The sequence below is a fragment of the Paraburkholderia sp. SIMBA_054 genome (genome assembly GCF_046534875.1).
Taxonomy (GTDB): domain Bacteria; phylum Pseudomonadota; class Gammaproteobacteria; order Burkholderiales; family Burkholderiaceae; genus Paraburkholderia; species Paraburkholderia hospita.
In genome coordinates this window covers 1-232 of sequence record NZ_JAWRXV010001803.1, presented here as the reverse complement: position 1 = coordinate 232, position 232 = coordinate 1, and the positions used below count along the sequence as shown (strand labels likewise).

Here is a 232-nt window from a genome sequence, read left to right as displayed (position 1 = left end):
ACCGCCAGCAGGAACAGCACCAGCGCGATGGCCGGATAGCCCCACAGCTTGAACGGGGTGTCGATGCGCATCAGCTGCGAGGAGGCCAGGATCAGCGCCGCGGTGACGATGCCGGCGGCGACCCGGTTGGCGATCTTCTGCAGGTTCTCCATCAGGTGCGACTCTTCCAGCCCGGTCACATTCATCTGCATGCGGTTCTCCGACAGCAGCGAGAGGATGTCCGAGACCCGGC

1 protein-coding gene is annotated in these 232 nt (G+C 65.1%); it reads right to left on the bottom strand.

Annotated elements, in window-relative coordinates:
• On the bottom strand, positions 1-232 hold a 232-nt coding region (locus SB822_RS61295; RefSeq protein WP_410859691.1), incomplete at both ends, for a hypothetical protein.